This window comes from Rhodococcus sp. SGAir0479, from assembly GCF_005484805.1.
Lineage (GTDB): Bacteria > Actinomycetota > Actinomycetes > Mycobacteriales > Mycobacteriaceae > Prescottella.
In genome coordinates this window covers 2,421,081-2,444,498 of sequence record NZ_CP039432.1, presented here as the reverse complement: position 1 = coordinate 2,444,498, position 23,418 = coordinate 2,421,081, and the positions used below count along the sequence as shown (strand labels likewise).

20 protein-coding genes, 1 tRNA gene and 1 pseudogene are annotated in these 23,418 nt (G+C 66.4%); 7 read left to right on the top strand and 15 right to left on the bottom strand.

Annotation, left to right across the window (positions count from 1 at the left end):
* Window positions 1-139: 139 nt before the first annotated feature.
* From E7742_RS11475 to E7742_RS11445, 8 genes are all read right to left on the bottom strand, one after another.
* Window positions 140-212, bottom strand: a tRNA-His gene (locus tag E7742_RS11475).
* An 84-nt stretch (window positions 213-296) separates the two neighbouring features.
* Window positions 297-896 (bottom strand): oligoribonuclease, encoded by a 600-nt coding sequence (gene orn / locus E7742_RS11470; protein ID WP_137799063.1) that lies wholly within the window; start codon window positions 894-896, stop codon window positions 297-299.
* A gap of 165 nt (window positions 897-1,061) precedes the next feature.
* On the bottom strand, window positions 1,062-2,180 hold the full coding sequence (locus tag E7742_RS11465) for an NDMA-dependent alcohol dehydrogenase (protein WP_137799062.1): 1,119 nt from the start codon (window positions 2,178-2,180) through the stop codon (window positions 1,062-1,064).
* Between the two features lie 333 nt (window positions 2,181-2,513).
* Complete coding sequence (cmrA, locus tag E7742_RS11460; RefSeq protein ID WP_137799061.1) at window positions 2,514-3,317, bottom strand: mycolate reductase; 804 nt, start codon at window positions 3,315-3,317, stop codon at window positions 2,514-2,516.
* A gap of 45 nt (window positions 3,318-3,362) precedes the next feature.
* Complete coding sequence (locus E7742_RS11455; RefSeq protein ID WP_137799060.1) at window positions 3,363-5,393, bottom strand: NADPH-dependent 2,4-dienoyl-CoA reductase; 2,031 nt, start codon at window positions 5,391-5,393, stop codon at window positions 3,363-3,365.
* Between the two features lie 19 nt (window positions 5,394-5,412).
* Window positions 5,413-5,967 carry a PadR family transcriptional regulator gene (locus E7742_RS11450; RefSeq protein ID WP_137799059.1) on the bottom strand — a complete coding sequence of 185 codons (555 nt, stop codon included), beginning with the start codon at window positions 5,965-5,967 and terminating at the stop codon, window positions 5,413-5,415.
* A gap of 99 nt (window positions 5,968-6,066) precedes the next feature.
* The gene (locus tag E7742_RS23370) at window positions 6,067-6,198 is read right to left on the bottom strand and encodes a putative transporter small subunit (protein WP_217497505.1); all 132 of its coding nucleotides are present in this window, start codon (window positions 6,196-6,198) and stop codon (window positions 6,067-6,069) included.
* A 37-nt stretch (window positions 6,199-6,235) separates the two neighbouring features.
* Window positions 6,236-7,933, bottom strand: a complete 1,698-nt coding sequence (locus E7742_RS11445; protein WP_137799058.1) for a sodium:solute symporter family protein — start codon at window positions 7,931-7,933, stop codon at window positions 6,236-6,238.
* Window positions 7,934-8,501: 568 nt separating this feature from the next.
* Here E7742_RS11445 and E7742_RS11440 point away from each other — a divergent pair.
* Complete coding sequence (locus E7742_RS11440) at window positions 8,502-9,845, top strand: MFS transporter (RefSeq protein ID WP_137799057.1); 1,344 nt, start codon at window positions 8,502-8,504, stop codon at window positions 9,843-9,845.
* A 12-nt stretch (window positions 9,846-9,857) separates the two neighbouring features.
* Here the strand turns inward: E7742_RS11440 and E7742_RS11435 are convergent, their stop codons facing one another.
* Window positions 9,858-10,685 carry an acyl-CoA thioesterase gene (locus E7742_RS11435; RefSeq protein ID WP_137799056.1) on the bottom strand — a complete coding sequence of 276 codons (828 nt, stop codon included), beginning with the start codon at window positions 10,683-10,685 and terminating at the stop codon, window positions 9,858-9,860.
* Between the two features lie 88 nt (window positions 10,686-10,773).
* Between E7742_RS11435 and E7742_RS11430 the strand changes: the two genes are divergently transcribed.
* Window positions 10,774-11,343: a TetR/AcrR family transcriptional regulator gene (locus tag E7742_RS11430; RefSeq protein ID WP_137799055.1), complete on the top strand. Its 570-nt coding sequence runs from the start codon at window positions 10,774-10,776 to the stop codon at window positions 11,341-11,343.
* 7 nt (window positions 11,344-11,350) lie between these two features.
* On the opposite strand, the pseudogene E7742_RS11425 reads toward E7742_RS11430, so the two are convergent.
* Together E7742_RS11425 and E7742_RS11420 are read right to left on the bottom strand one after the other, a co-directional pair.
* Window positions 11,351-12,195 (bottom strand): annotated as a pseudogene (locus E7742_RS11425) (alpha/beta hydrolase).
* 21 nt (window positions 12,196-12,216) lie between these two features.
* A complete protein-coding gene (locus E7742_RS11420; protein WP_137799054.1) occupies window positions 12,217-12,891 on the bottom strand; it encodes a TetR family transcriptional regulator in 675 nt (224 codons plus the stop codon).
* 93 nt (window positions 12,892-12,984) lie between these two features.
* Here E7742_RS11420 and E7742_RS11415 point away from each other — a divergent pair, with 93 nt between their 5' ends.
* The 3 genes from E7742_RS11415 to E7742_RS11405 are packed head-to-tail and all read left to right on the top strand — an operon-like array spanning window position 12,985 to window position 15,519.
* Complete coding sequence (locus E7742_RS11415) at window positions 12,985-14,070, top strand: ferredoxin reductase (protein WP_254699249.1); 1,086 nt, start codon at window positions 12,985-12,987, stop codon at window positions 14,068-14,070.
* Window positions 14,071-14,101: 31 nt separating this feature from the next.
* On the top strand, window positions 14,102-15,292 hold the full coding sequence (locus E7742_RS11410; RefSeq protein ID WP_137799052.1) for a fatty acid desaturase family protein: 1,191 nt from the start codon (window positions 14,102-14,104) through the stop codon (window positions 15,290-15,292).
* A gap of 14 nt (window positions 15,293-15,306) precedes the next feature.
* Window positions 15,307-15,519, top strand: a complete 213-nt coding sequence (locus tag E7742_RS11405) for a hypothetical protein (RefSeq protein WP_137799051.1) — start codon at window positions 15,307-15,309, stop codon at window positions 15,517-15,519.
* Window positions 15,520-15,588: 69 nt separating this feature from the next.
* Here the strand turns inward: E7742_RS11405 and gdhA are convergent, their stop codons facing one another.
* Window positions 15,589-16,932: an NADP-specific glutamate dehydrogenase gene (gdhA, locus tag E7742_RS11400; RefSeq protein WP_137801163.1), complete on the bottom strand. Its 1,344-nt coding sequence runs from the start codon at window positions 16,930-16,932 to the stop codon at window positions 15,589-15,591.
* 347 nt (window positions 16,933-17,279) lie between these two features.
* Here gdhA and E7742_RS11395 point away from each other — a divergent pair, with 347 nt between their 5' ends.
* On the top strand, window positions 17,280-18,698 hold the full coding sequence (locus E7742_RS11395) for a DUF4185 domain-containing protein (protein ID WP_254699248.1): 1,419 nt from the start codon (window positions 17,280-17,282) through the stop codon (window positions 18,696-18,698).
* A 195-nt stretch (window positions 18,699-18,893) separates the two neighbouring features.
* Window positions 18,894-19,244, top strand: a complete 351-nt coding sequence (locus E7742_RS23770; protein WP_368076968.1) for a LysR substrate-binding domain-containing protein — start codon at window positions 18,894-18,896, stop codon at window positions 19,242-19,244.
* Window positions 19,245-19,456: 212 nt separating this feature from the next.
* On the opposite strand, the gene E7742_RS11385 is transcribed toward E7742_RS23770, so the two are convergent.
* From E7742_RS11385 to E7742_RS11375, 3 genes are all read right to left on the bottom strand, one after another.
* A complete protein-coding gene (locus tag E7742_RS11385) occupies window positions 19,457-19,567 on the bottom strand; it encodes an excalibur calcium-binding domain-containing protein (RefSeq protein WP_254699247.1) in 111 nt (36 codons plus the stop codon).
* An 861-nt stretch (window positions 19,568-20,428) separates the two neighbouring features.
* A complete protein-coding gene (locus E7742_RS11380; RefSeq protein ID WP_441346901.1) occupies window positions 20,429-21,793 on the bottom strand; it encodes a DUF6414 family protein in 1,365 nt (454 codons plus the stop codon).
* The gene (locus tag E7742_RS11375; RefSeq protein WP_137799049.1) at window positions 21,783-23,021 is read right to left on the bottom strand and encodes an ATP-binding protein; all 1,239 of its coding nucleotides are present in this window, start codon (window positions 23,019-23,021) and stop codon (window positions 21,783-21,785) included. The genes E7742_RS11380 and E7742_RS11375 overlap by 11 nt, the downstream gene beginning before the upstream one ends.
* Between the last annotated feature and the right edge of the window lie 397 nt (window positions 23,022-23,418).

Genomic DNA, 23,418 nt, shown 5'->3' with positions numbered 1-23,418 from the left:
AGGGTGGGGTATGAGGCGTGCGGGCCGGCTCCGGGATCGCTCGGACGGCGGGCATCGGACCGGGGTCCACGGGGCCGCCCAGCAGGCTGCGGATACAACGGAAAACGCCCCCCGGCGATGCCGGAGGGCGTTTCCTCGGGGTGACTGACGGGACTCGAACCCGCGACAGCCAGGATCACAACCTGGTGCTCTACCAACTGAACTACAGTCACCATCACTGCCGCTTCCGGCGGAACCGGTTTGCTGCAGCGAGACAAATACTAGCCTGAAGATCGGCCAAAGTGCCAATCGCCTGGTCAGGCGGGCCCCAACTCCTTCGCGACGGCCGCGATCTCGGCCGACGACGGGCCGGGATCGGCGACGAAGGCGGTGCGGCGGTAGTACTGCAGTTCGCGGATGGACTCCTTGATGTCCGCGAGAGCGCGGTGCGACAGCCCCTTCTCGGGCTGGCCGAAGTAGATGCGCGGGTACCAGCGTCGGCACAGCTCCTTGATCGAGCTCACGTCGATCATCCGATAGTGCAGGTGCATGTCCAGGGCGGGCATGTCCCTGGCGATGAACCCGCGGTCGGTCGCGATCGAGTTGCCGGCGAGCGGCACGGTGCCGGCGACGGGCACGTGCTCGCGGATGTAGGCGAGCACCATCTCCTCGGCCTCGGCAACGGTCACGGTGGACGCCCGCACCTCCTCCGTCAGCCCGGAACGCGCATGCATCTCCCGGACGACGTCGGGCATCGCGGCCAACGCGTCGTCGTCGGCGTGGATCACGATGTCCACGCCGTCGCCGAGGATGTTCAGTTCGCTGTCGGTCACCAGTGCGGCGATCTCGATGAGCTTGTCCGAGCCGAGCCGTAGGCCCGTCATTTCACAATCGATCCATACCAATTTGTCCTGCACGACAGACACAGTAGTCAGGCGCGGTCGGCGGGAAGCCCACGGTCGACAACTTTCCCCCGTGCCGGTGTCCGGCCGGAGCGATGCGGGAGGGGTGATCCGGAGGCCGAGATGCCTCGGTGCCGGGCCGGGTGACCCGGTACCGAGGCATTCGGGTACCCGTGCGGGTCAGTCGAACAGCACGACGCCGCGCAGGTTCTTGCCCTCGTGCATGTCGACGAAGCCCTGCGCGATGTCGTCGAGCTTGTAGGTGGTGGTGACCAGCTTGTCGAGTTCGAGCTTGCCGGCCTTGTAGAGCTCGATCATCCACGGGATGTCGGCGCTCGGCGCGGACGCGCCGAACAGCGAACCCTGGATACGCTTCTGGTAGAGCGTGAGCTCGAGGAGGCTGATCGGCAGCCCGACGTCCTCCATCTTGCCGAGTCCGGTCACCACACACGTGCCGGCCTTGCGGATCGACGAGAACGCCTGCGCGACGTGCTCGCCCGTGGTGACACCGACCGTGACGATCGCGGCGTCCGCGCCCTGTCCGTTGGTGAACGACCGCGCGATCTCGGTGGCCTCCTCCATGGTGGCGACGGCGTGCGTGGCGCCGAACTCGAGGGCGGCCTCGCGCTTGAACTGGACGGGGTCGACCGCGATGAGGTGCGACGCCCCCGCGTGTGCCGCACCCTGCACGGCATTGATGCCGATGCCGCCGACGCCCATGACGATCACCGTGTGGCCCGGGTACACCTGCGCCGAGTTGACGGCCGCGCCCCACCCGGTGCCGACGCCGCATCCCAGCAGGCACAGCGACTCGAGGGGCAGGTTCTTGTCGACCTTGACCGCGGAATCGATGCTGACCGTGGTGTATTCGCTGAACGTGCCCAACCCGCACGTCTGGGCGACGGGGGCGCCGTCGAGCGTCAGGCGGTAGCTGTTCGGATCGTCGGGCCGCCCACCGGTCATGATCGCGGCGCCGCGGTCACACAGGTTCTGCAGTCCCTTGGCGCACCAGCGGCACCGGCCACAGCCGGCGAGGAAGGAGAAGACGACGTGATCGCCCACCTCCCAGCCGAGGGTGTGCGGACCCACCTCGACGACGACGCCGGCGCCCTCGTGGCCCCCGCAGATCGGATAGCGGCCCACGCCGTGGTCACCCTTGGCGATGTGGTCGTCGGAATGGCACAGGCCGGAGGCCACCATCTTGACCGTGATCTCGTTCTGGCGGGGCCCCTCGAGTTCGAGGTCGACGACTTTGTACGTGCCGGGTGCTTCGGTGATGACGGCGGCGCGGGTCTTCACGGAGGTCCTCCTGATCGCAAGATGATGTGGTGTGCATCACTATCCGTCCGGGTGGTCTGTTCCGGTGTGGCCGGTCTCACTCACCGGTACGGATCTCGCGCGCCATGAGGTGGGCGACGGTCTCCCGTCGAACCAGTGTGCGGGGCTTGCCGTTCCGCACTCCCGCCACGGGTCGCCGGCCCGCGGCGTCGTACGTCGAGGCCAGGCTGTGGGGTACGCCCCCGTGCCCCGTACACGGCCACGTGCCGGGTCGAGGCGCGGCGCCATGGCCGCACGAAGGGAGGGAAAGAGGTCGGACGGCGGCCCGGACGGCCGGTCGACGCCGGGGCGGTCTCAGCCGCCCAGCTTCTTGTAGAACGTGCCGACGATGGGAGCCATGACGGCGCGCGGACTGTACTGCCCGGCCGCCGACATGCCCTTGCTCAGGATTCCCGGCACGATCCGCATCTTGTTCTGCGCGAGCGCGTCGAGCGAGACCTTCGCGACGTACTCGCTCGAGATCCACAGGAAGTCCGGAACCAACTTGTCGACGATGGACGCCTCGGCGGGGTCCGGAGTCTCGGTGCGGACGGGACCGGGTGCCAGCAGCGTGACGTTGACGCCGCTACCCTTCAGCTCACCGCGCAGGGACTCCGAGAAGGTGTTCACGAACGCCTTGGTCGCGGCGTAGGTGGCGTTGTTGGGAATCGGCATGTTGCCGGCGGCCGAACCGACCATGAGGATCGCACCCGACTTGCGGGCGACCATTCCGGGCAGCACCGCGAGCGTGAGGTCGTGCACGGCCACCGCGTTGAGTTCGACCTGGTCGCGTTCGTAGGCGGGATCGAGGTCGACGACGGGGCCGAAGGTCGCGATGCCCGCGTTGTTGCACAGGATCGAGATCTCGCGCTCGGCGAGTTCGGCCACCAGTGGGGCGCGGCCGTCGCGGTCGGAGAGGTCGACGGCGCGGACCTCCACCTCCACGCCGTGCTGCTCCCGCAGGCGGGCGGCGAGCTTTTCCATGACGTCGCCGCGGCGGGCGACGAGGAGGAGCGAGTGGCCGCGCGCCGCCAGTTCTGCGGCGAGGGCCTCGCCGATGCCGGAGGAGGCGCCGGTCACGACGGCGCGGGCGTCAGGGGTGGGATTCGGCAGGCTCACGACAGTGAAGGGTAGCGGGTCACGGCGAACGCGGTGGTCACGTGCTCAGATCCGCGCCGCCAGCCGGGTGCCCTGTTCGATCGCGCGTTTGGCATCCAGTTCCCCCGCGACGTCGGCGCCGCCGATGACGTGGGTGGTGATCCCGGCGACGGTGAGGTCGTCCACGAGCTCACGCACCGACTCCTGGCCCGCGCAGATCACCACGGTGTCCACCGCGAGCGTGCGCGGGCGTTCATGCTGCTCACCGAAGGTGATGTGCAGGCCCGCGTCGTCGATCCGTTCGTAGTTGACCCCGGAGAGTTCCTGCACGCCTTTGGCTTTCAGTGCGGCGCGGTGCACCCAGCCGGTGGTCTTCGCGAGGCCGGCGCCGATGCGTCCGGGCTTGCGTTGCAGCAGGAACACCTCGCGCGGCGACGGCGCCGGGCGCGGGACGGTGAGCGCGCCGGGCGCGGCTTCCGGGTCGGTGACGCCCCATTCCTGCCTCCAGGACCGCAGGTCCAGCGTCGGGGAGTGGTCGTGGGTGAGGAACTCGCTCACGTCGACACCGATGCCGCCGGCGCCGATCACCGCGACCGACGCGCCGACGGGCTTACCGTCCCGGACCACGTCGGCGTACGACAGCACCTTGGGGTGGTCGATGCCGGGGATGTCGGGGATCCGCGGTGTGACGCCGGTCGCGATCACCACCTCGTCGTAGCCGGCGTCGATCAGGTCGACCGCCGCGGCCCGGGTACCCAGGCGCACGTCGACGCCGGCAAGGTCGAGCTGGCGCCGGTAGTAACGGATGGTCTCGGCGAACTCCTCCTTGCCCGGAATCTTCCGCGCGATACCGAACTGGCCACCGATCTCGTCCCGGGCCTCGAACAGTGTGACGGCGTGTCCGCGCTGGGCGAGGTTGAGAGCCGCGGACAACCCGGCGGGTCCGGCGCCGACGACGGCGAGGTCCTTCTTGCGCCGGGTGGGCAGCAGGGTCAGTTCGGTCTCCCGGCCCGCGCGCGGGTTGAGCAGGCACGAGACGTGCTTGTTCACGAATGCGTGGTCGAGGCACGCCTGGTTGCACGCGATGCACGTGTTGATCTCGTCGGGTGCGCCGGCCGCGGCCTTGCGGACCCACATGGGGTCGGCGAGCATCGGCCGCGCCATCGAGATCAACTGCACCTCGCCGCGGGTGAGGATCTCCTCTGCCACCTCGGGCATGTTGATGCGGTTGGACGCGACGACCGGGATCGAGACGTGCTTCGCGAGCTTCTCGGTGACGTCGACGAAGGCCGCGCGCGGGACCGACGTCACGATGGTCGGCACCCGCGACTCGTGCCAACCGATGTCGGTGTTGATGATCGTGGCTCCCGCGGTCTCGACTTCCTTTGCGAGCGCGACGATCTCGTCCCACGTCTGGCCACCCTCGACGAGGTCGGCCATCGACAGCCGGAACGAGATCAGAAAGTTCGGACCCACGGCGGTCCGGGTGCGTCGCACGATCTCGACGGCGAGGCGGCGGCGTCTGTCCGGGGTGCCGCCCCACTCGTCGGTGCGCTTGTTGGTGCGTTCGCACAGGAACTGGTTGACGAAGTAGCCCTCGCCGCCCATGATCTCGACGCCGTCGTAGCCGGCCGCGTGGGCCAGGCGCGCGCACCGCACGAAGTTGCGGATCTGCCATCGGACGCCGCGGCCGGTCAGCCGCCGCGGCCGGAACGGGTTGATGGGCGCCTTGATCGACGACGCGCTGACGCTCAGAGGCTGATAGCTGTAGCGGCCCGCATGCAGTATCTGCAGCACGATCTTGCCGCCCGCGTCGTGCACCGCTCGCGTGACGGTCCGGTGCCGGCGCGCCTCCACCCGGTTGGTGAGCTTGGCGCCGAACGGCACCAGCCATCCGGTGCGGTTGGGTGCGTAGCCGCCGGTGACGATCAATCCCACACCGCCGCGTGCGCGTTCGGCGTAGAACTCGGCAAGGCGCGCGGTGTTCTTGGCGCGGTCCTCGAGACCGGTGTGCATCGACCCCATGACGACGCGGTTGCGCAGCGTCGTGACGCCGAGGTCGAGCGGGGCGAGCAGGTGGGGAAACGGAGCGGTCATGCCGGGCCTTTCGGTCGGGTCAGGAAGGCTCCCGCGTCGAGTCCGCGGTGAGGGCGCCGAGCACCTCGTCGCACCAGGCGACGAATCCCTCCTCGATGCGGATCCCGCCGCGGAGCACGAGGTACTGGTGCAGGGCCCGGCCGGTACGACGGCGGGTTGCGGGGAAGTCGTGTCGCGCGATGCGTTCGTACAGGTCCAGGCGGGCCGCGTGCTCGTCGCGGTGCCGCCGCACCTCGGCGAGCAGCGAGGCGGTGTCCCCGTAGGAGGCGCCGCGGATCTTCACGGCGAGCTCGTTGCGCAGATGTGCCGGCTCGGTGGGCTCGGCGATCCAGCGAGCCAGTTCGGCCCGCCCGGCGCTCGACACCCGGTACACCTTCTTGTCGGGACGTCCGTCCTGTGCGATCGATTCGCCCCTGACCCATCCGGCGTCGTCCATCCGCTTGAGTACGCGGTAGATCTGCTGATGGGTGGCACTCCAGAAGAAACCGATGGATCGGTCGAACCGCCGAGCGAGCTCGTATCCCGAGCCGGACTGCTCGCTGAGGGCGACGAGGATCGCGTGTTCGAGTGCCACCCAGTCAGTTTCTATGCAACGAAGTGAATATGCAACCCGTCGTATAAACAGAACGGGTGCCCTGCCGTGTCGACAGGGCACCCGTGCGGCGGGAATCGGTCAGACGAGGTTGTCGCCGTTCTTGCGTGCGGTGCTCCACTCGCGGACCGCGCCGCGGGTGATCACGAAGAGCGTCGCTGCCACGAGAACCGGCCAGATCAGGACGTAGGCGGTCAGAAGCACGGTGTTCACGAGAAAGAGCCTCCTGGGGTCGGGTCGAGTGGGACGGTCAGGGACGCGCGGGCGCCGCCCCGCGTGCGGGGCGGTCGTCGTCCAGGTCGTCGACGTGGGCCTGTCGATCGAAGTCACCGACCCGGTCCTCGATCGTCGCGAAGTCGAACGACTCGGTGTTGCGCACCGACATCGCGAAGCACACGACCGTGCTCACCGCGTATGCCACGAGGGAGCCGCTGAGGGTGGCGTAGTCGTGGAGGAACCCGATGCCGAAAGGCGCGGTGATCGCGATGGCGACCACGCCCACGATCCTCGCCACCCGCAGCCCGAAGAAGCCGAACGCCATCAACCCCAGGACGACGCCGACGCCGACGACCGCGGTGACGTCGATGACGAATCCGCTCGCTCCGTCCGTCGGCAGCCAGCCGAATCGCACCGGTAGGAACGCTGCGACGGCCGCGATGGTCGCCACCGTGAAGGCCTTGTTGGAGACCTTGTTCCAGTAGAAGCTGGCGATCACCGGGAAGACGAGTGCGCCCCACAGCGCACCCACGAACACCAACAGGTCGAGGATGTTGAGGCGCATGCTCGCGAACGCAACCGCCAGTGCGGTCGCGACGACCATCGTCGCCCGGCCCACCAGCAACATCCGGCGCGGATCGGCACCCTCGCGACCGGCGACCGTGTGGCCGTACCCGTCCGTCATCACGATGGACGACAGCGCCGCCAGATCGGAGTCGGCGGTCGACGACAGCGCGCCGAGCACCAACAGGAAGAACAGCGCGACCAGAACCGCGGGTAGATAGGTGCCGGCGATCTGCGGGATGAGGTTGTTGACGTCCCCGTCCAGCGGATCGAGACCCAGATAGAGCGCGAGGACGCCGAACATGCCGATGCCGATGACGGTGGCGCCGTAGCCGACGGCCGCGGTGACGAACGTCGGTTTGATGAGGTCCTCGCGGACCGCGAACAGGCGCTGCGCGATGGTCTGGTTGCCGATCGCGTACGCCAGCACGGCAGCGATGTAGGGCGCACCCTGGTTGAAGAACGCCTCGCTCGAGAAGAAGTTGCCCTGCGCCGGAGTCAGATTCGCGGCCCCGGTCTCGAAGGCGGCGGGAAAGCCCGCGGCGAAGAAGACGATCGGGATGAGGACGACCACGGCGCCGAGCATGCCCAGCAGCTGGATCACATCGGTGAGCACCGACGCCCGGAAGCCCGACCACAACGTGTACAGCAGCACGCCGCCGGCGATGACGAGCACGCCCTGGATGAAGTTGAGCGGCGACAGCAACGAGATGAGGACGCCGCCCGCGATGAAGTTCGACATCAGACTGATGAGGCTGCCGACGACGTTGGAGCCGGCCAGCATGAGCTGGCTGGATCGGCCGTGCCGGGCGTACATGATCTCGGCCAGGGTGTGTGCTCGCGGGGCGAGGGCGCGGATCCGGCGGCCGAACGGGTAGATGAACAGGATCATCAGTGCGCCCCACAGGCCGTAGTGGATGGGCCCGGAGATCCCGTAGGTGTATCCCGAGGTGGCCGACGCGTACATCGAAGACGCCCAGATCCAGGTGGCCGTCATGCTGGCGGCGGAGATGCCGAAGCCGACCTGGTTGCCGGCGGTCATGAAGTTGTCGGCGTTCTCGTTCTTCCGGCCGATCCGGAGTGAGACGAGGAACGTTCCCCCGTAGAAGAAGAGCAGCAGCAGAATAATCGCCACGGCGCTGAATTGGACGAGTTCCGGTGCGTCCATTCGTTACCTCCTTGACATTTATTCGCGTTTTTTCGGGTCGCGAAATCTCGATGCGAGCAGGCGACGTCGAGGGGCGCCGTGGAAGCCCCGCCAGCTGCGGGCGGGCGGCCGGCAGTCGAGGCCCCGCGGTGCGGCGGCGTGCGCCGCTGAAGGGGGTGAAAGCTGTTCGGCCCGAGCGGGTCATGTCCCTCGACGCGGCTCGTGGACCGACGGGGCCGTGACGGCGCACAGCGCTCGTCGGCGCAGGAGTTGCCTACGACGACAGGCGCGCGTGTGTGCACGAAACGCGGGTGGTCGCGATTCGTGCACTGTGGTCGACGCGTTCCCGGTCGGGTGCCCGCGCAGTGTGTGCGCAGAATGGTCGACGCATTCCCATCGGTTGTGACGCAGTGTAACAGCAGGAATCGTCGAACCGGAATTCCGACCTTGCAATCGAGTTATTCGAAGAAATTTGATACGCGGCCGGATTTTCGTTATTCCGGTACCCGGGGGCATATGCGACGGGAGCGGCGCGCCACGGGTCGCGGCGCGGCCGCCGGGCCCGTCCCCACTCCGTAGGCTCACCCTCATGAGTGCGGAACTGGTGGGCGAGGCGGGCATCGGGAGGGCGTCGACCCGCCGTCAGGTCGCGGCGTGGGGGCTGTGGGACTGGGGCGGAGCCGCCTTCAACGCCGTCGTGCTCACCTTCGTCTTCTCGGTCTATCTCACCGATGCGGTGGGGGACGATCTGCCGGGCACGGTATCGGCCAGCACGTGGCTCGGGTGGTCCCTCGGCATCGCCGGCTTCTTCATCGCGGTACTCGCGCCCGTCAGCGGTCAGAGGTTCGACGCCACGGGCCGCCGCAAGCGCTCCCTCGCCGTCCTGACGTTCTCGACGGTAGCGGCGATGGCCGCGATGTTCTTCGTCGTCGACGACTACCACTACCTGTGGTTGGGTCTGGTCCTGCTGGGATTCGCGTCGGTAATCTTCGAGCTCGCGGGAGTGCCGTACAACGCCATGATGCGGCAGGTATCGACGCCCGAGAACATCGGCCGGGTATCCGGGTTCGGTTGGGCAATGGGATATTTCGGTGGGATCGTGCTGCTGCTCGTGTGCTACCTCGGCTTCATCGCCGGCGACGGCCCCACCCGCGGGTTCCTGGACATCACCACCGACGGAGGCCTCAACATCCGGCTGGTGGCGCTGTTGGCCGCGGTGTGGCTGGCAGTGTTCGCGGTGCCGGTGCTGCTCATGGTCCCCGAGGCGCCGCGCACCGCGGCCGATCCCGGCGCCGCCCGCGCCGGGTTCGTCGAGTCCTATCGGGTGCTGTGGCGGGACGTGCGCGAACTGTGGGCCGTCGACCGCCGCACGGTGGGTTTCCTGATCGCCAGCGCGCTCTTCCGGGACGGGTTGGCCGGTGTGTTCACGTTCGGTGCGGTGCTGGCGGTCAACGTGTACGGGCTCGCGTCCGACAGCGTGCTGCTGTTCGGTGTCGCCGCGAACGTGGTCGCCGCGCTGGGGGCGATCGTGGCCGGCCGCTTCGACGACCGCATCGGCCCCAAGGTGGTGATCGTGGCGTCGCTGGCCGCCATGCTTGCCGTCGGGGTGGTGCTGCTGGCGGTGTCCGGTCCGGCGATGTTCTGGGTCTTCGGGCTGTTGCTGTGCCTGTTCGTCGGCCCGGCGCAGTCCTCGGCGCGCACGTTCCTCGCCCGTCTCACCCCGCCGGGGCGCGAGGGGCAGATGTTCGGGTTGTACGCCACCACCGGGCGGGCGGTGTCGTTCCTGGCACCGACGCTCTTCGGGTTCTTCGCCTGGTGGTTCGGCGCCGACCGCGCCGGGATCGTGGGACTGCTGGTCGTGCTCGGGGTCGGCCTGGCCGCCCTGCTCGCCGTCCGGGCGCCGGAGCGGGATGCCGAGGGCCTCCCCGGTTGACCGGCCGACGGATCAGTCCTTGAAGTAGACCAGCTGGTGCGTGGTGGCGAGCAGGGCTCCGTCGCGGCCCCAGATCTCGCCGGACTGGTCGAAGTAGCCCTTGCCGAACCGCTGCGCACGGGCGGTGGCGAGAACGGCGTCGTCGGCCTGGGCGGCCAGGAGGGTCGCGTCCGCATGGAAGTACACCGTGAGCGACACCGTGCCCGCGGGCAGGTAGCGACCCAGCCGCAGGAACGCCCGGGGATAGAACACGTCGCACAGGGCGGTCAGCGCCGGAAAGTCCAGCGGCCGCGGGGGGTTGTCGCGCACCCACAGCGTGCTGGTCGATCCCGGCTGAGCGCCGGCGTCGGGCTCGGGCACCGCACCCTCGACGAAGCGCAGTTCGTAGTTGCGGGCCCACGCGATGAAGTCCGGGAACTCGTGTACTGCAACGTCGTGCGCCGACGGTGCCGGCGGGGCGGCGATCTCGGTGGAATCCCAGGTCTCGCGGCGGCGCCCGAACACCGCGGTGGCCGTCGTGGTGACGGCGCCGTCCTGCACGAGCTCGACGTTCCAGTGTTGCGTCGACCGGTTGGTGCGGGTGGGACGGGCGGTCACCTCGAACTCACCGTCGGCGATCGGCCCCGCGAAGTTCACGGTCAGCGACAGCGGCTCACCGAGGCGTTCGGGATGCTGCAGGATCGCCCGCAGCAGGGTCGCGGCGGTGACGCCTCCGAACGGGCCCACCATGTTCGCGTAGGCGGGGGAGGTGTGGCCCCGGTAGGCGTCGGGTGCGCCCGTCCGAGCGGTGAGCTCGACGGCCGCGTCGAAGGGATGGGTGGGGGCGGCGATCTGGGTCACGACGACTCCTGACGGGTGACAATCCGGTTTTAAGTATGACAACATACATAGAACCGAGCGGCAACCATGCGCAGTGGGAGGTGGGGACATGGCGAGGCGACACGAGCCCGGCAGCGGTCCGCGTGCCGCGATGATCGACAGTGCGGTCGCGTTGATCCGTGAACAGGGCGTGGCGGCCACGTCGTTCGCGGACGTCCTGGCGCACAGCGGCGCGCCCCGCGGCTCGATCTACCACCACTTCCCCGGCGGCAAGTCGCAGCTGGTCGAGGAGGCGACGCGAGCGGCGGCCGATCAGCTCGGTCGCGGCGTGGCGCGGGTCCTCGGCTCCGGCGACACCGTCTCGGCGCTACGGGCGCTGGTCGGCTTGTGGCGCCGTGGACTCGAGGCCTCCGGATACGCCGCCGGATGCCCCATCGTCGCGGCCGCGCTGGGCACCGAGCGCGGTGCCCGCCAGGTCGCGGGCGTGGCCTTCACCCAGTGGTGCGAGTCGATCGCCGCGAGCCTGATCGAGGACGGCGTGGCCGAGGAGCGGTCGACGGCCCTGTCGGTGCTGGTCGTCAGCGCCCTCGAGGGGGCACTCGTGCTGGCGCAGGCGCAAGGCACGTCGACGCCGCTCGACGCCGTCGTCGACGAGCTCGAGGTGCTGCTCCGCGTGTGAGCGGCCCTCAGACCTGCGCGACGCGGGCGAGAACCGCGTCGGCGAGCGCGTCCGGATGCTCCTCGGGGATCCAGTGGCTGCCGCCGTCGAGCACGACGAAACGGTAGGGCGCATCGACGAACTCGCCACAACGTTTGGCCGCCGCCGGGCCGAGCGCGGGATCGGCAGTGCTCCACACGTAGGTGGTCGGCACCCGGACCGAGGGCAGTTGGCCGAACTCCCGGTCCATCGCGCGGTACCAGTTCATCGCCGCGGTGAGCGCGCCCGGTTCGGACAGCCGACGCAGGTGCTCCTCCACCAGTGCGGGGTCGATGCCGTCGCCGAACATCGCCCGCAGGCGCCGTGAGCCGTCCTCCAGGAGAACGTCTTCCGCCTTCCCCTCGGTACGGAGCAGGCCGATGTAACTCGACCGGCGCTGCTGATCGGCGTCCTCGCGCAGCGCCCAGCCGAGCGCCGCCGGGTGCGGCACCGAGACCGCAGTCAGGCTGCGGATCCGATCCGGGTGACTGCCGGCGACCTGCCACGCGACGGCGGCCCCCAGTCGTGGCCCACCAGGTGGGCTGCCTCGAGGCCGTACGCGTCGAGTAGTCCGACGACGTCGCCGACCAGGCGGTCGAACCGGTAGTCCTCCACCCGGGCCGGCCGGGCATCGGGGGAGTAGCCGCGCTGGTCGGGCGCGATCACCCGCAGGCCGGCGCCCACGAGGCGAGGTGTGACCGGACGCCACGACGCCGAGGTCTCCGGGAAGCCGTGTAGCAGGACGATCGGTGTGCCGTCGTCGGGCCCCGCGACGGTGACGTCGAAAGTCAGTTCGCCCAGGCGAACTCGGTCGGCGCGTGATTCGGCAGTCATGGCGCCACGGTAGCGGAACGGCTACGGGTGCGCGGGTTTCCAGCCGCCGATGCCGATCATGATCAGGCGCAACTGCTTCTCTGTGCGCGCGATCACGGCGCGTTCCTCGGACGAGCCGGGGCGATTCGCGTCGAGCAGGTCGACGACCGCGCCGAGCATCGTCTGCACGATGAGGTCGGCGGCCATCTCGAGATCCTCGACCTCCCAGTGAGACAGTGCGGGCATGCGCCCGAGGTCGACGGTGAGTTCGCTGACGAACAGGCGCAGTTCGGTGGCGATGGCGCGGCGGACCTCGGGCATGCCGCCGTAGCGCTCGCGGGCCACGAACCGGAACTCGGCTTCGTGGGCGTGCACCTGCCGGACGAGGATGTCGAGCGAGGCCCGGGCGGTGGTCGCGCTCGGGGTGCGGCGCGCGTCGCGCAGCAGGCGTCGCAACACCCGCATGCTGTCCTCCGCCAGTGCGACCCCGAGCTCGTCCATCGACGCGAAGTGCCGATAGAACGCGGTGGGCACGATGCCCGCGGCCCGCGCGACCTCCCGCAGGCTCACACTCGCGAAGCTGCGATCGGCGTGGAGTTCGAGTGCGCGCTCCAGCAACGCCTGGCGCGTGCGCTCCTTGCGCTGCGCACGCGTCTCCACCGGTTCGGTCACGGCGTCGAGTCTAGGCACGTGGATCACCTGCCGCGTGACCGGCATCACTCTCGACCGGGATTGACAGGTATGGGGTAACCGCGTTCACACTAATCAGTGTACGACTGTGCACTGAAAGTCCCGCGTGAGGAGATGATCATGACGACGAGTTCTCCCGCTTCCGCCGTGCTGCGTCCCATCGTGTCGCTCGTCGAGGCGCTGGCGACCCCGCACGCGGTCGACCGGTACCTCGAGCTGTTCGACCCCATGGTGACGGCCCGCGAGACGCGTGCCCGCATCGTGCGGGTCGACCGCCCCACCGCCGACTCCGTCGTGCTCGAACTCCGCCCCACCCGTCAGTGGCGCGGTTTCCGGGCCGGGCAGTTCGTCCAGGTCGGCGTGGTGATCGACGGAGTGCGCCACACCCGGTGCTACTCCCCGGTGGGGGCGGAGTCCGGCGGGCGGAGCACGGTCGAACTGATCGTGCGCGCGCACCCGGATGGGCTGGTCTCGCAGTACCTCGTGCGGCACGCCGCCGTCGGCATGGTCGTCGACCTCTCCGCGGCGGCAGGCGAATTCGTGCTGCCTCGCCGCCGCCCGAGCGAGGTCGTCCTGGTCAGCGGCGGCAGCGGGATCACCCCGGTGCTGTCGATGCTGCGCACCCTGCGCGACGAGGGCTTCACAGGCCCGGTCGCGTTCCTGCACTACACCCGCACGCTCGACGACGTGCCCGTCCTCGCCGAGCTGCGGGACCGTGCGGAGACGCGCGGCGACGTGACCGTCCGGATCGTGGAGACGGCGGCCGAGGGCCGCTTCCGGCGCGCGCACCTCGACGAGGTGGCGCCGTGGTTCGGGCCCGCGTCGGAGGTGTTCGTGTGCGGTCCGGACACGCTGTCGGGGGCCGTTCGCGAGCTGCTCGACGCCGATGGTTTCGGTGAACAGATGCACACCGAACGCTTCCGAATCGCACCGGTCGTTCCCGCCGGCCCCACCGGTGGTGTGGTCTCGTTCGCCCGCAGCGGCGTGGCGGCGGACGACTCGGGGCGGAGCCTGCTCGAACAGGCCGAGGCGGCGGGCCTGCAACCCGAGCACGGCTGCCGGATGGGGATCTGTTTCTCGTGCACGGCGGTGAAGCGGTCCGGCCGGACTCGCAACATCCTCACCGGCGACACGCACGACGACCCGGACCAACCGATCCAGCTGTGCATCTCCGCGCCGGTGGGCGACGTCGAGATCGACGTCTGACCCGTCCGGCCCACTCGAAGGAGGACAACCCATGTTCGGACTCAGCCTTCCCGGCTTCCTCTCGATGCCCGGGTTCCTGCGGTTCGGTGGACGCGATCCCGAACCCGCGGGCGACCTCACGGTGATCGACTACGACGACGTCGAGGCGCTCGGGCGTGAGCTCGACGCGCTGCGGGCGGAGGTCGTCGCCGACCTCGGTGCCGCCGACCGCGAATACATCTACCGGATCATCAAAGCGCAGAGGGGGTTCGAGGTCGCCGGTCGTGGCTTGATGTATCTCGGCTTCCTGCCGCCGTTCTGGCTCGCCGGTGTGGGTGCCCTGTCGATCTCGAAGATCCTCGACAACATGGAGATCGGCCACAACGTCATGCACGGCCAGTACGACTGGATGCGTGAGCCGGGCCTGAACTCGCGAGTGTTCGAGTGGGACACGGTGTGTCCCGCGGACCAGTGGAAGCACTCGCACAACTACATGCACCACACCTACACCAACATCGTCGGTCGGGACCGGGACATCGGTTACGGCATCCTGCGAATGGACGAGGCGCAGCGTTGGAACCCCTACTACCTGGGCAATCCGCTGTACGCGACCGCGCTGATGTTCCTGTTCGAGTGGGGCGTGATGCTCCACGACCTCGAGGCCGAGAACGTGGTTCAGGGCAAGCGCCGCTGGGCGGACGTCCGGCCGCTGGTCCAGGGTTGGTGGCGCAAGGCCGGGCGGCAGGTCCTCAAGGACTACGTATTGTTCCCGGTGTTGTCGGGGCCGATGTTCGTCTCGACGCTGCTGGGCAACGCCACCGCGAACGTGGTGCGCAACGTCTGGGCGTACTCGATCATCTTCTGCGGCCACTTCCCTTCGGGGGTACAGAGTTTCACCGAGGAGGAGACCGAGAACGAGACCCGGGGGCAGTGGTACCTGCGGCAGATGCTCGGCAGCGCGAACATCACGGGCAGCCCGCTGTTCCACATCATGTCGGGCAACCTGTCGCACCAGATCGAGCACCACCTGTTCCCGGACATCCCGGCGCATCGCTATCCGGAGATGGCGCCGCGGGTGCGTGAGCTGTGCGAACGCTACGGCCTGCCGTACAACACCGGTGGCTTCTTCCACCAGATCGGCACGGTGTGGGCCAAGATCTTCCGGTTGGCCCTGCCGCCGTCGCTCGTCGGCCGGACGCCCGCTCGCGGTGTTATCGTCGAGCATCGGAAAACCGCTGCATGAGAGGCGCGTCGAACATGGTGGGGAAGTTCGAACGAGGTAAGGACACGGTGCAGGAGCTCACCGAGTCCGCGGCCACGCACGTCGGCAGGATCGCAGTGATCATCGCCGGCGCGGTCCGGGACGTCACCCGCGAAGTGGGGGACTGGGTGACCGACGGTATCGAGATGCGCGAGGCCGCCCGGAAGGCACGTGAGGACGGCGAACCCGCGGCGGCCGACGAAGGCTGACGCAGTACTGCAAAGGTCGGGCCCGGCACCTGTCGCAGGTGCCGGGCCCGACCTTTCGGTGAAGCTCGATCAGATGATGCCCATGGCGAACATCGCGTCGGCCACCTTCACGAAGCCGGCGATGTTGGCACCCAGGACGTAGTCGCCCGGCTTGCCGTACTCCTCGGCGGTGGTGGAGCAGCGCTCGTGGATGCCGCGCATGATCTTGGACAGGCGCTCGTCCGTGTAGGAGAAGCTCCAGGAATCGCGCGAGGCGTTCTGCTGCATCTCCAGCGCGGAGGTCGCGACACCACCGGCGTTGGCGGCCTTGCCCGGCGCGAACGCGATGCCGGCCTCGCGGAAGACCGCGATACCGCCCGGGGTGGTGGGCATGTTGGCGCCCTCGGCGACGGCCTTGACGCCGTTGCTCACCAGCGTCTTGGCGGAGACGTCGTCGAGCTCGTTCTGCGTGGCGCACGGCAGCGCGATCTCACACGGGACGTTCCAAATGTTGCCACCCGGGAAGAACTGGGCGTCGGAGCGCTCGTCGACGTACTCCGAGATGCGGCCGCGACGGACCTCCTTGATCTCCTTGAGCAGTTCGACGTCGAGACCGTTGTTGTCGACGATGTAACCCGAGGAGTCCGAGCACGCGATCGCGGTGCCACCGAGCTGGCGGATCTTCTCGATCGCGTAGATCGCCACGTTGCCCGAGCCGGACACGACGGCCTTCTTGCCCTCGAGGCTCTCGCCCTTGGCGGCCATCATCTCGCCGACGAAGTAGGCGGCGCCGTAGCCGGTGGCCTCCTTGCGGACCATCGACCCGCCCCAGGTGAGGCCCTTGCCGGTGAGCACGCCGGACTCGTACGAGTTGTTGAGGCGCTTGTACTGGCCGAACAGGTAGCCGATCTCGCGGCCACCGACGCCGATGTCACCCGCGGGGACGTCGGTGTACTCGCCGATGTGACGCTGCAGCTCGGTCATGAACGACTGGCAGAAACGCATGATCTCGGACTCGGACTTGCCCTTGGGGTCGAAGTCGGAGCCACCCTTGCCGCCGCCGATGGGCAGGCCGGTGAGGGAGTTCTTGAAGATCTGCTCGAAGCCCAGGAACTTCACGATGCCGAGGTTCACGCTCGGGTGGAAGCGCAGGCCGCCCTTGTAGGGGCCGAGCACGCTGTTGTACTGCACCCGGAAACCACGGTTGACGTGGATGTTGCCGTTGTCGTCCTGCCACGGAACGCGGAAGATGATCTGCCGCTCGGGCTCGCAGAGGCGCTCGATCAGCGCGCCGTCCGCGTAGTTGGGGTGCCGATCGAGCACCACGGTGAGCGATTCGAAGACCTCGGCGACCGCCTGGTGGAACTCCGGTTCGCCAGCATTGCGAAGGAGCACCTGCTTGTAGATCTCCTCGACGCGGTCGCGTACAGACACTTTCACCTACCAGATTCCGTGAGAAGTTATTAATCTTTCTGTTACACGATAGTCCGCGAGGGCCCTCGACTTCGACGGTTACCTGCGGAAAGTGAGATTAGCCACGTGTAAACAGTCTGTTACACGGATGCGAAGAACGCGGCCGACCCCGCCCGGTGAACCGTCGAGAAGACCCTGGTGACGCGTGGTGTCGTGGTCTCGGGTCGGTCTCGGAGCCCCCTGCGCCGGAGTGGTGATACCCGTGGGCGGAACGTCCATGGTTTGCTCTTTACGGAAGAGCCTCGGGGGGACCGCGGGCGGACCGTGCGGATTGCCTCCCTCGATCGAACGACGGAAGGGCGCACTCTGTGAGGCAAGCGAATCGGAGGTGGGCCGCCGCGGTGTCGGCGGCCGCGGTGACCGCGGGTCTGTCCGTGGCGATGGCCACGCCCGCATCGGCGGCCGGTGGGCCGTGCGGCCAGAACTTCGGCAGTTCCGGAAGCCTCGGCAGCTCCGGGTTGACCGGAAGCGTGATGGGAAGCCTGGGGGCCGGCAGCCTCGGCGGCGCGACGGGTTCGCTCGCCAATTCGCTGCCGTGGATCACCGGCGCGCCCAACGGCGCCCTGCCGGTGCTGTCCGGCAAGACCAAGGCCCTCGAGATGGTGACCGGCCCGGGCAGTCCCAACAAGACCATCGACAAGTACAGCGTCGCCGGTACCGACCTCGGCATCATGTGGGACAACGGCAAGGAGGGCGCCGACCACGACGTGATGATGCTGTTCGGCGACACCGTCGGCGACTGCGGGATCGAGGGCGACCAGTGGCGCAGCAACGTGCTGTTCCGCAGTGCCGACACCGCACTGTCCGACGGCATGCGGATCGACAGTTCGCCGCTCGCGCCGGGCACCACGAACTTCTCGCGGCAGGTCATCGCCGGCCTGCTCAACCTGCCGCCGGGCAGCCCCGTCGAGTTCACCGTCATCCCGACCGGTGGTGTCGCGGTCGACGGGGTGCAGTACGTGCGGTGGATGTCCGTTCGGTCGTGGGACACCCCCGGCGAGTGGACCACCAACTACTCCGGGATGGCCGTCTCGACCGACAACGGCGAGACGTGGAACACCGATCTGGCCACGGTCCGTACCAATTTGCAGGGCCTGGGGATCGACGGTATTCCGGCGTTCTCGTCGGCCAACGCGAACTGGCAGATGAGCGCCTTCGTCCCGGATCGCGGGGACGGCTACGTCTACGAATTCGGTACGCCGTCAGGGCGTTCCGGGGCCGCTCGACTCGCCCGTGTGCCGGCCAACAACGCCGACATCGTGGATCCCGGCAAGTACGAGTACTGGAACGGATCGGACTGGTCCGCGACCATCACCGACGCCGAGCCCGTCATCGGGTCGTCGGTGAGCGAGCTGTCGGTGCAGTGGAATCCGTACTTGCGCAAGTACCTCGCGATGTACACGGACACGGGTGGACTGAAGATCCGCCAGGCCGACAACCCGTGGGGTCCGTGGAGCGGCTCGCAGACGCTCATCGGGTCGGCGACCCTGCCGTCGCTGTACGGCGGCTTCATGCATCCGTGGTCGAACCGGAACGGTGACAGCAATCTGTACTTCGTGCTGACCACGTGGGATCGCTACAACGTGATCTACATGCGCACGGACCTGAGCGGCATGCGCGTCGCGGCCACCGACCCCGTCGACCGCCCCGATCCCGCCGCCACCGGTGAACAGCGACTCCAGGGCTTCTCGACGCCCGAGGGATTCACCCCGGCGCCCGAGAACTAGAGCGAGCGCCCGTTTCCCGACGAGCCCGGCCCGTCCCCGTTCCTCGGGGCGGGCCGGGCTCCGTCGGGTTAGTGCTCGGGAGAGCTGCTGATGAGCGCCGCCCTCGCGCCGCACCGCGGGTGAGCCTACATCTGGTGCAGGCACACGGGGAGGGCGTTGGCCGCGCAGGTTCGCGACGGGAGTCTCGAACTCGCCGTGGTGATTCCGGCACCCGGGGATCTACCGTCGATTCCGCTCGGGGAAAAGAACATTCGAATGAAAGTGGCGACCGGGCACCAACTGGCCATGCGCACCCGGATTGCTCTCAGCGAAGTCGCCGACGAACCGTCCATCGCGAATCCGACGTCGTACCACCTGCGGCAGTTGACGGAGTCGTGGTGCGCAAAAGCGGGATTCGCGCCTCGGGCGGTGTTCGAGAACACGGAATTCGAGACGCTGCGATTCGCTCGGCCCGCACGGGCTGGGGGTGGCGCTGCCGCCAGGTTGCGGGACTTCGTGACGGCTCGGGCTGCGCGGCGCGTGACGGAGACCAGTCCGGACACCTGAGAGGTTTTAGGCCGCCGGCCGGTGGCAACTTCCCTGCCACCACCGGCCGGCGCCGGTAGGCACATAGTCGGGGGTACGTACCTACCGTGTCACTCGAGGTGACAAGTGAACGTTAGCTCAGGACCGCTGGGGGTGAACAAGCCGAAAGGCCTGAAACTGCGAGTCTCACCCTCGGATTTCACCCGTGGACCCGTTCCGGAGCGCCCGTCGACTCACCCGCAGGCGACACCGTCGTTGTCGCGGTCGAGCTTGCTGGCGTACCCGGGCTGTCCGCGGTAGATCGGCGCGGCGCCGGCTGCCCGCGCGGCCGCCGGTGCCACCACCGGCGCAGGCGCGCCGCGAGGCGCGGGAGCGGTCTCTTGGGCAACCGGTGCAGGAGTCGGAGGCGGCGTCGTCGAGCGACTCGATGCCGGGGCCTGCGCCGCGAACGTGACGGCGGTCTTGTTGGTCGTCGTTGCGGGCGCCGCGAACCGGAATCATCCCGGCACGCGGCGAGGACGAACATAGGGTGACGGCGGCCAAGCCGGCTGCCGCCGGTCCGTGAGTGCGTGTTTAGGTATTCCCCCTGAGATCAGGTTACGAGGTCGAGCGACCTACAGACGGTAACGCCCGGTGTGGGGGAATCGAGTGTTCGACCGGGTGAAACTTCAGGTTGAACCTGTCCCCTGGGACGGGCCCGAGTGGCTTCGCGCGAGTGCTCCTGCGTGAAGCCATTTCAAACCGGAAAAGTTCGTTCCGGCGAATAATCGACGAGGAATGCGTTGTGCCGGCACTTCCAGGTGGCACCGAGACGGCGGCCACGCAATGCTTGCCCACCGCCGTCCGGTCGAACCACTGGCCGATGCTTGCCGAGATCGACAAGTTCGTCGACGGGTATCGCCGTAATGCAACTGCCTACGAGCTGGCCGAGCGATTCGGGATACACCGTCAGACCATCGGCGCACTACCGGGAGGGGTGATCAACGGTGCAGATTGGCAAAACGTATTGGAAAGACGTTTGGCCTCGGAGCGAGCACGGTCGGCAAGGTGTCTAAGCGAGCGGGCGTGCATACAACGACCCCAGCGGCCTATAATACTAGCCGCTACTACGCCCGCTGCGACGAAGCTATCGATCCCGTTGAGTGGACGTTGGTATCGGACATGCCTACTTCCTGGTTGCCATAGTGTGCATTCCGAGCGAGTGACTACCAGTATATTGCCACAAACTCAACATCGAGAAGTCTACTATCGGCCTCGCTTGACCTCTCTGTCTCATGGGTCGCGATTTCCACACGAGAACCGAATGCTGGGGATAGCGACAACCCCGCCGAGGCACGAGCGAAATTCCTTGCCGCAAGATCGGCGTCCGGGTTAAGAAGTTCTTCCTTTCCGCTTTTTGCGGCCACAGCGCGATAGACTGTCGCAAATGCCTGCCGCTGAACCGAAGATGTTGACCCGTCCGAACTCAAACCTTGCAGCTCAACGTCAAGTTCGTCTCGATCCTTTCCGTCGAGTTCGACATCGGCGACCTTCTCGAGCTCCTGCCGGTAGAACCGAAGAGCCTGCTGGAGCACCCCGATATCAGCGCTTGCGCCGGAGTCGCGAAGCCCGGAAATGCCAGTGCGACCAGCTTCGTTGATCTGGTCAGCGAGTTCGGGTGAAACATCATTAAACAAGTGCGCAAGTTTAACTGGCGTCCAACGGTGGTGAATCCCGTCTCGCGCTACGCGGCACAATACTTTAACCCTCGACGATGAGAATAGAACTCGACGAATATCTTTCCAGTAGCCAATATGCTCAGTCACGCCAACAACCTCAAGGGGGCGCCGTACGACGTCAATCTGATCGATGATTCTATTATCAACGATATATTCCTGACCATCGACTTCGATCACCGACAGCGAAGTTGCCTTCGCTCGAATTGGAATTAGGCCCGCGAGCAAGCGCTCAATAAACTGGTTCATCGGACCGACCTCGCGAAGCATAGCCTGCCCCGCGGAACCAAACAGCTCGCCGGACTCTTTTGCCATCGCTTCAATCTCGGACATCATGGTTCTCAATTTGAATACCGGGTCTACATCTAGTGACACTTCCACTTCGATGAGAGTCCCGCGCGTGAATACACTGGCCGGCACTGCGCCGTATCTACCGACTGGCTTAATGGCAGAATCAACATTGCTGGCCGGTCTAGGTGCTACCTTCGATACCTTAATTGCATACTCAATGCTTGCATCGTCATACAATTCGTTGAAGAGGGTTTGAACGATCGCTTTTCGTGATGTCTGGACATTGTTAGAGTTGCTAGTCTTGAAGCGCGAGCCCAACTCCGCCTTCCCCAAGACATCGTTGCCTGCTGCAACCTTACCCGTAACTTCAGCTTCCTCTGCCTGTGAAATCGCTCGCGACACTTGCTCAGGAATTGTATCTTTCTGGGAAGTTAGGAGGCTGCGAAGTGAGACCTCATCAAGGTACACAAACTCGCGCAAGGGCCGCTGCGATGAACTCTTCTTTAAATCCTTCGTTTCGGATCTTCTTTGGCGCCATTCCGCCCACCATGACCTAATTGACATGACTTACCTCCGCTTGCTTACTGGTTCGACTCGGTCTCGAAGCGACGCGCTCGAAAGCTAGGGCCAGATCTTCGCCCGAAATAGAGCTTCGATTATCTCCAGCAGCGACGAGCGACGCCTCGGTCCAGATAGAGTTCAGTCGAGCCGCAGACCACCCGTCTGTCAGTGCGGCAACCTCGGCAATTGGGAGATCGTCTAGTGTTGCCAGATTTCGCGCGCTAGCTTCCAATATCTCATGGCGATCTTGTGCGGTCGGTAAGTCGAACGAAATTTCCCAGTCGAACCTTCCTGGACGTAGCAGTGCATCATCGATATCTGAAATACGGTTTGTTGCAGCGATTACGACTACATTACTCGATTTTTGATCAAACCCATCGAGTAGTGTCAGCAGTTGAGCAACGACTCGCTTGGATGCCTCGTGAGAGTCACTCGTTCGGCGTTCCGCGATACTGTCGATCTCGTCGAAAAAGATTATCGCACGATCCTCGCTGGACGCGGCCTCGAAGATGCGGCGAAGAGTTTCCTCACTATCCCCCACCCACTTGCTAACAATCGATGGACCGCTTACGAGAAAGAATGCCGCTCCAGACTCCCGTGCGATGATGCGCGCAAGATGGGTCTTCCCAGTTCCTGGCGGACCTGAAAATATGACGCCTTTCATCTGGCGCGCGCCGATATCGCGAAGGCGATCCCTATTCTTTAGTTGTGTTTCTATCAGCTCTACGGCCCGATCGCGTACGTGATGATACCCGCCGAACGAATCGAACCCCGGCCCATCCTCTTCAAGTTGAACAAGGTATTCGTTAAGGCCATCGTCATCGACTCCGGAATCGCGGTATCGAACGGGCGAGTCATGAAGAATCCTGGTAATTCCATCGACGTCGTTGAACTGTACTGTGTTGCCGGCGCTGACTTGAATTGTTGGCTTCCCTGGAAGAAGTCGTATGCTTGACCCTACTTCTATCAGTACACCGTCTTCTAAAATCCGGCGAACAATCGCGACTTCAGGAAGTTCAGGCCAGGCGCTTCGGGGTGCGATCTCCCATCCTCGATCGCTGAAAAATATCACATCACCGCGGTTTATAGCAGCTACGGACCCCACCGAAAACCGGGCAATACTTCCATTGGAAGTACGTCCTAAGAAGGCTTCGCCTTGATCGAGTACTTCCAGCACTTTAATGAGGTGCCCATCATTGCGTTCGTAGGTGCCGCCCGGTGGGCCAGTCATAGCCATTTCTCCTCAGGTGAGTGTCGACCGATTGAGTTGGTCGCGTCGGCTCCGCCGATTCGGCGAAATCGCAAAGAGACTGTCCTTTGTGGATGCCACTATCTGCTCGCAAGACAGACATGACCGAGACCTTCAATTTCGACGAGCGTCGCTTGAAAGGCGTGGCACCACCCTCTAGATGATCCATGGCGTCCAGGCCGGCGTCAATAGCCGCATGAACAATTTCGGCGGGTGTGCTGTAGTTCTCGCTCTTTGCATTCTGAGATCCTGGCGTATGAACGTGCATGTCAACCGCCCAGAACTGCGCCCAATTAGCCATGGATCCTCCCCAAAGACGCCGATTCGTAGCACAGATCGACTACATACCCCCGCCTGCATCCGCGAAGAGTTCCGTCTG

Bases quoted from the DNA above. Each gene is read 5' to 3' on its own strand.
- E7742_RS11430 (WP_137799055.1), top strand. From the start codon at position 10,774: ATGGCGAGGCGACACGAGCCCGGCAGCGGTCCGCGTGCCGCGATGATC.
- E7742_RS11375 (WP_137799049.1), bottom strand. From the start codon at position 23,021: ATGACTGGCCCACCGGGCGGCACCTACGAACGCAATGATGGGCACCTC.
- E7742_RS11405 (WP_137799051.1), top strand. From the start codon at position 15,307: ATGGTGGGGAAGTTCGAACGAGGTAAGGACACGGTGCAGGAGCTCACC.
- E7742_RS11420 (WP_137799054.1), bottom strand. From the start codon at position 12,891: ATGCCGGTCACGCGGCAGGTGATCCACGTGCCTAGACTCGACGCCGTG.
- E7742_RS11410 (WP_137799052.1), top strand. From the start codon at position 14,102: ATGTTCGGACTCAGCCTTCCCGGCTTCCTCTCGATGCCCGGGTTCCTG.
- E7742_RS11415 (WP_254699249.1), top strand. From the start codon at position 12,985: ATGACGACGAGTTCTCCCGCTTCCGCCGTGCTGCGTCCCATCGTGTCG.
- E7742_RS11440 (WP_137799057.1), top strand. From the start codon at position 8,502: ATGAGTGCGGAACTGGTGGGCGAGGCGGGCATCGGGAGGGCGTCGACC.
- E7742_RS11445 (WP_137799058.1), bottom strand. From the start codon at position 7,933: ATGGACGCACCGGAACTCGTCCAATTCAGCGCCGTGGCGATTATTCTG.
- E7742_RS11380 (WP_441346901.1), bottom strand. From the start codon at position 21,793: ATGTCAATTAGGTCATGGTGGGCGGAATGGCGCCAAAGAAGATCCGAA.
- E7742_RS11455 (WP_137799060.1), bottom strand. From the start codon at position 5,393: ATGACCGCTCCGTTTCCCCACCTGCTCGCCCCGCTCGACCTCGGCGTC.